Source organism: Zoogloea sp., from assembly GCF_041911615.1.
Lineage (GTDB): Bacteria > Pseudomonadota > Gammaproteobacteria > Burkholderiales > Rhodocyclaceae > Zoogloea.
This window is the reverse complement of record NZ_JAYROR010000116.1, coordinates 1-5,534: the sequence shown is the minus strand read 5'-3', so window position 1 is coordinate 5,534 and position 5,534 is coordinate 1. Positions and strand designations below refer to the sequence as shown.

The 5,534-nt window shown below is 70.4% G+C and carries 6 protein-coding genes and 1 pseudogene; 2 read left to right on the top strand and 5 right to left on the bottom strand.

The window, feature by feature from the left end:
• Both ACE3P2_RS15155 and ACE3P2_RS15150 read right to left on the bottom strand, forming a co-directional pair.
• A pseudogene (locus ACE3P2_RS15155) lies at positions 1-473 on the bottom strand (hypothetical protein); the annotation flags it as partial.
• Positions 470-991, bottom strand: a complete 522-nt coding sequence (locus tag ACE3P2_RS15150) for a DUF2802 domain-containing protein (RefSeq protein ID WP_374265923.1) — start codon at positions 989-991, stop codon at positions 470-472. The pseudogene ACE3P2_RS15155 and the gene ACE3P2_RS15150, both read right to left, overlap by 4 nt.
• Positions 992-1,162: 171 nt before the next feature.
• Between ACE3P2_RS15150 and ACE3P2_RS15145 the strand changes: the two genes are divergently transcribed.
• Together ACE3P2_RS15145 and ACE3P2_RS15140 are read left to right on the top strand one after the other, a co-directional pair.
• Complete coding sequence (locus ACE3P2_RS15145) at positions 1,163-1,912, top strand: YdcF family protein (RefSeq protein ID WP_374265921.1); 750 nt, start codon at positions 1,163-1,165, stop codon at positions 1,910-1,912.
• Between the two features lie 34 nt (positions 1,913-1,946).
• Positions 1,947-2,141: a hypothetical protein gene (locus tag ACE3P2_RS15140; RefSeq protein WP_374265919.1), complete on the top strand. Its 195-nt coding sequence runs from the start codon at positions 1,947-1,949 to the stop codon at positions 2,139-2,141.
• Positions 2,142-2,175: 34 nt separating this feature from the next.
• On the opposite strand, the gene ACE3P2_RS15135 is transcribed toward ACE3P2_RS15140, so the two are convergent.
• The 3 genes from ACE3P2_RS15135 to ACE3P2_RS15125 form a co-directional block, all read right to left on the bottom strand.
• Positions 2,176-2,973: an enoyl-CoA hydratase/isomerase family protein gene (locus ACE3P2_RS15135; protein WP_374265917.1), complete on the bottom strand. Its 798-nt coding sequence runs from the start codon at positions 2,971-2,973 to the stop codon at positions 2,176-2,178.
• A gap of 91 nt (positions 2,974-3,064) precedes the next feature.
• Complete coding sequence (locus ACE3P2_RS15130) at positions 3,065-4,714, bottom strand: fatty acid--CoA ligase (RefSeq protein WP_374265915.1); 1,650 nt, start codon at positions 4,712-4,714, stop codon at positions 3,065-3,067.
• Between the two features lie 100 nt (positions 4,715-4,814).
• Positions 4,815-5,534, bottom strand: a 720-nt coding sequence (locus ACE3P2_RS15125) for a LuxR C-terminal-related transcriptional regulator (protein WP_374265913.1), incomplete at its 5' end; no start/stop codon positions are given.

The following is a 5,534-nucleotide window of genomic DNA, read 5'->3' as shown; positions in this document are numbered from 1 at the left end:
GCCGGCCGGGCGGCGGGCGCCGCGTCGGTGGCGACAACTGCGGGCTTCTGCAGGCCAGCCTGCACCGGCGACGCGGCGGGCGGGACCAGCGGCCGGGTGCCTTCGGCAATCTTGCGGGCCGGCGCCAGGCGCTCGGCCTTGTCGGCCTTGGCGTCGGCAGGCAGCGCCGGCGGCTCGGTGGCATCCGACGCCGGCAAGGGCGGTACCTCGGAAGCCGCCGTCGAACCGGCGCGCAAGACTTCCGGTGGCGCGTCGCGACCGGCCGGCGTCACCTGCGCCGGGGCGATCGGCTTGGTCGGCGCCACCACTTCCTCGGGGGGCGGTGGCGGCTTCGACAAATGATCGAAAATCGCCAGACCACCCAGCAGCACGGCGATGAGGCCGCCCGCCACGCCGGCGCGAATCCACAACTGCTTGCGGGGATCTTCGTCCCCTTCGGCGGCCAGATCCGGCGCCTTCGGTTGTTCCGTCATGCTCCTCCCTCCGCCCGCGCCAGGGCGCAGACCAATTCGGCTTCCGCCACCGAAATTCCGCAGTGCTCGGCAATCTGCGCCGCCGCCACGCCTCGGGCCGCCAGCAGCATGGCCTCGGAGTGCTGCGGCGACTCCGGCCGCACGTACTGGGTCTGGGCTTGCGGCGGGGCCTGGGCGCGATCGTGGCTGGCCTGCAGTTCATTCACGTCGAGGCGCATCGCCACCAGCTCGCTGCGCAGGAAGTCCTGCTCGGTACGCAGCTGGGCCACGTCACGCCGGAGCTGCTGGATCTCGAGTTCATTGAGGGTTTCCTGGGGCACCGCGGGGGGCTCGACCGCCGCGAGGGGCGACGGCGCGACGGCAGCCGGGGGGTCGGCGACCACGGTCTGCGGCGAGCGCAGCACATCGCCCTGACGCGCACGCGCCGGCAAGGCGAGGCGGAACAGGATCACCACCAGATACAACGACAACACCGCGACCAGTGCCCAGATGCCTTCCCGCAGGCCCACTTCGATCATCGTTCCGCCTCCCCGGCTGGGGTGCGGCGCTGCGGATACTGGAAGCATGTGCTGGCGATGATCTTTCCCCTGAAAACGCGGCGTATCGACGCCCTGGATTTGACGCTGCGATAATAGCCGCGCGCCTTCTCAGCGACAATCCAACTTCCTCCCGGCAAGCCTCTTTTCCGCATGTTCGTCATCAAAAAACTGATTTCCCTGCTCCTCCTGCCGCCCCTGGCGCCCCTGCTCGTGACTGCGGCGGGTTTGCTGCTGATCCGCCGCCACCCCCGCGGCGGTCGCGCGCTGGCCTGGGGTGGGCTGTTTCTGGCCGTCGCGCTGAGCATGCCGCCGGTGGTGGATGCCCTCGTCGACGGCCTGGAAACCGCGCCGGTCGTCACCCCGGCGCAACTGCGCGAGGCCCAGGCAATCGTGATTCTGAGCGGTGGAGCGCGCACCAACGCACCGGAATTCGGCGGCCAGACCGTGAGCCGGATCACCCTCGAACGCGTCCGCTACGGGGCCCGGCTGGCGCGGGAATCGCGTCTGCCGGTGTTGGTGAGCGGCGGCGCCCCGAGCGGCAGCGAACCGGAGGCGCTACTGATGAAACGCGCCCTGGAGGACGATTTCCGGGTGCCAGTGCGCTGGGTCGAGGATCGCTCCCTCGACACCCGCGACAACGCCCGGATGAGCGCCGCGATCCTGCGGCCGGCGGGCGTGCGCAAGGTTGTGCTGGTGACCCACGCCGCCCACATGCGCCGCTCGGTGGAGGCGTTCGAACAGGCCGGGCTGACGGTGATCCCGGCGCCCACCGCGTTCTTCCACCGCGGCCCGACGCAAGACGAGGTCGTGCCGCGCATGCCCAACATGAACAGCGCCTTCACCGGCGCCTACGCCGTGCACGAGTGGCTGGGCCTGCTGGCCTACCGCCTGAGCCGCTGAGCCCCCACCCTTCGATCCCGAACCGGAAGCCCCGATGACCGACCAGCGCCCCGAGAACATCGCCTGCAGGCAATGCCATTACTTCATGGCGACCGACCACAGCCTCGGCACCTGCCACCGCTACCCCCCGGCCTTCGCGGGCGAGCAGTCGCCCCGCGAGGAGCATCGGTGGCGCTTTCCGCTGGTCAGCGGCCTGTCGTGGTGCGGGGAATTCGCGCTGCGAGAATGAAACGGGGCGCCGGAAGCGACGCCCGGATCGCCCGTCAGCCGCCGAAACGCGCCTTGCGCTTCTCGAAGAAGGCATTTACGCCCTCGTCGAAATCCGGCCGCGCCGCGCAGCGGGCGAAGGCTTCGGCCTCGAGCTGGAGCTGGGCGTCGAGGGATTGATCCGGCGCCTGGTTGAGCAGGCGCTTCATCTCGGCGTAGGTCTCGCGCGGCCCGCGCAGGAAGCGGCCCACCAGCGCCGCCACGGCGGTGTCGAGCTCGTCGAGGGGCACCACCTTGTTCGCCACGCCCAGACGCAGCGCCTCGCTGGCGTCGAAGCGATCGGCCAGCAGCAGCAGTTCGAAGGCCTTGTGGCGTCCGACGATGCGGGGCAGCAGCCACGACACGCCGCCGTCGCCGGAAAGCCCGATGCTGGCGTAAGCGGTGGTGAAGTAGGCGTTGTCGGCCGCCACCACCATGTCGCAGCCCAGCGCCAGCGACAGCCCATAGCCCGCGCAGGCGCCATGGACCCGGCCGATGACCGGCACGCGCAGGTTGGCAAAGGCCTCGACGCTGCGGTTGACGTGCTGTTCGATGGTGGCCCGGAAGGTGGCCATGCGGCTCTCGGGCGAGAGATGCAGCTGGCTGGCGAAGTCCTTCAGGTCGCCGCCCGCCATGAAATGATCGCCGGCGCCCTGCACCACCACCACCCGCAGGTCGTCCCGCCGGGCGAGCTTGGCGGTGGCGTCGGAGAGCGCATGCATCATCTCGAAGGACAACGCGTTGAGCGCCTTCGGACGGTTAAGGGTGAGCGTCGCGACGCCGTCTGCGACGTCGAGCAGGATGGGAGAAGTCATGGCGGTGCGTCCTGTGGGTATGATCGTACGGCGCCCATTTGACCGCGAAACGCGGGCAGCGGGAAGAGCCCCGCCGCTGCCCGCCAGCCGATCAGGCGGCGCCGTAGCGCTCGCGCATCTGGCGCTTGTTGATCTTGCCGACGCTGGTCTTCTCGAGGCTGTCGGCAAAGCGCACCTCGCCGGGCACCGCGAAGCGCGAGATCCGCCCGGCGTCGGCAAAACCGCGCAAGTGGGCGATGATCTCTTCCTGCCCGACACCCTCGACGCCCGGCTTGAGCACCACCACCGGCAGCGGCCGCTCGCCCCAGCGGGCGTCGGGCACGCCGAGCACCGCCACCTCGGCCACTGCCGGGTGCTGGGAGATCAGGGTTTCGATCTCGAGGGACGAGATCCACTCGCCGCCCGACTTGATGACGTCCTTGATGCGGTCGGTGATCTGCAGCGAGCCGCTCGGCGCGATGCGACCGATGTCCTGGGTGTGCAGCCAGCCGCCGCGCCACAGGTGAGCCGAGGCGTCGGCATCGTTGAAGTAGCCCTGGGTAAGCCACGGGGCTCGCACGACGACCTCGCCCTGGGCCTGGTCGTCGTGCGCCACATCGTCGAGGTTGCCATCGACGATCCGCAGATTCACCAGCGGGATCGGCAGACCCGTGCGGCAGCGCAGCGGCACCGTTTGCTCGGGAGGGAGGTTGAGCTCGGCGGGCTTGAGCTGCGCGAGGGTCAGGATCGGGCATGTTTCGGACATGCCATAGCCGGTGAATACGTCCATGCCGCGGGCGACCGCCTGGGTCGCGAGGCCGGCGGTGAAGGCCGAGCCGCCGATGACCATCTTCCAGCCCGAAAGATCGGTCTCCTTTGCGGCGGGCGCCACCAGCAGCATCTGCAGGATGGTCGGCACGCAGTGGGAGAAGGTCACGCCTTCGGTGCGGCGCAGTTGCAGCAGCATGTCGGGCACGTAGCGGCCCGGATAAACCTGCTTGACCCCCAGCAGCGTCGCCACGTAGGGCAGGCCCCAGGCATGCACATGGAACATCGGGGTGATCGGCATGTAAACGTCGCCCCGGTGGAAGCGCTGCCCGTCGGGCGCGGCCGACGCGCCGCTGAGGGTCGCGAGGGTGTGCAGCACGAGCTGGCGGTGGCTGAAGAACACGCCCTTGGGCAGGCCGGTGGTGCCGGTGGTGTAGAAGGTGGTGGCGCGGGTGTTCTCGTCGAACTCCGGGAAACGGTGGTCGGGATCGGCTGCCGCCAGCAGCGCCTCGTACTCGCCCACCGCGCCGACGGCGGCCGGGTCGCAGGCCTCGTCGTCGCACATCAGCACGATGCGCTTGAGCTTGGGCAGGCGTGCGCGGATGTCGTCGAGCAGGGGCAGGAATTCGGTGTTGATGAGCAGCGTCTCGGCGCCGCAGTGGTCGATGGTGTAGGCGATCTGCTCGGGCGACAGACGCACGTTCACGGTCATCAGCACCGCGCCGAGCATCGGGATCGCGAAGTAGCTCTCGAGGTAGCGGTGGGTATCCCAGTCGGCCACCGCCACGGTGTCGCCGAAGCCCACGCCGAGCCGGCCGAGGGCGCTGCCGAGGCGACCGATGCGGCCAGCCAGATCACGGTAGGTGTGGCGGCAGCGATCGCGGTAGACGATCTCCTGGTCGGGCGCGTGGGCCAGCGGGGTGTGCAGGATCTGCTTGATGAGCAGCGGGTAGGCGTAGGGCTGATCGGCCCCGGTCTGGATGGTGGCGTCCACGATGTCTCCTCGGGCTGTTTTTGGAATGCGGCCGGTCGAGCCGGATCGCCGGGCAGCTTAGCCGGCGAGGCCAGTGAAATCGCCCCCCGAAACGGGGGGCTCAGAGCGCCGACGGGCGGATCAGGCCGAGCTGCTGAGCCCTGTGGACGGCCTCGGTGCGGGAGCGCACGCCGAGCTTGGCGTAGATGTTGCTAAGGTGCCACTTCACGGTTTCGGGCGTCACCCCGGCGTGGCGGGCGATGGATTTGTTGGGATGGCCCCGCATCGCCAACTGGAGGATGGCGCGCTCCCGCGGCGACAGCGGCCCGGCGTCGGCCGCCGCCTGCTCGACCTCGCTACGCAACAGCGCGATGCGCGGCCCGGCATCGACGAAGCTGCGCGACATGCCGGCGGCCCCGGCAGCGGGCAACAGAGCCTGCAGTTCGGCGGTGGCCCGCGCGCGGTCGCCGTCGGCATCGAGGGCCGCCACCCGCAGGATGCGGCGCTGCAGCGCGCGATAGCTGAAACCGGCCGCCTCCGAGCCGTCCACCAGCACGGCCAGTTGCCGTGCGGCCTCGGCCGGGTTGCCCTCGGCCAGCGCCAGCAAGGCCTGCGCCTCGCGCCAGGCGAGCCAGGTTTCCATTAGGCTGCTGACCCGCCGGGGCGGCGCCACCGGCATGGCGGGGGCCAGCGCGGCGATGCGGCGGCGTAGCCCCGCCACGTCGCCAGCCTGCCACAGGATGCGCGCCGACTCGGCGATGGCCAGGGCGCGCAGGCGCAGCCAGCGCCGTTCGACGCCGATCCGGTCGGCGTCGTCGAGGCGGGCCAACGCCGCCGCCGT